General features: G+C 56.5%; 1 pseudogene. It reads left to right on the forward strand.

From position 1 onward, the window contains the following. Window positions 1-255: pseudogene (locus ACO0KW_RS20475) on the forward strand (hypothetical protein); the annotation flags it as partial.

The raw sequence follows: 255 nt of genomic DNA on the forward strand, positions 1-255 counted from the left end.
CCGGCACTGGTGGTAGCGACAACGATACGCCAACTTTGAGCGTCAGCAATGTCACGGTCGCGGAGAGCGGTGGCTTTGCGCAATTCACGGTGAGTTTAAGTAATGCGAGCACCACAGCAACGAGTGTTAGCCTCGCCTTAGGCGGTGGTAACGCCACAGGCAGTGGTACGGATTACGGTAGTGCGACAGCGACGAATCTGCAAGTATCAACGGATGGTGGAACGACGTGGAACAATGCGGCTACGGCGACGATTG

Source organism: Undibacterium sp. Ji22W, assembly GCF_049340305.1.
Classification (GTDB): Bacteria; Pseudomonadota; Gammaproteobacteria; order Burkholderiales; family Burkholderiaceae_D; genus Undibacterium.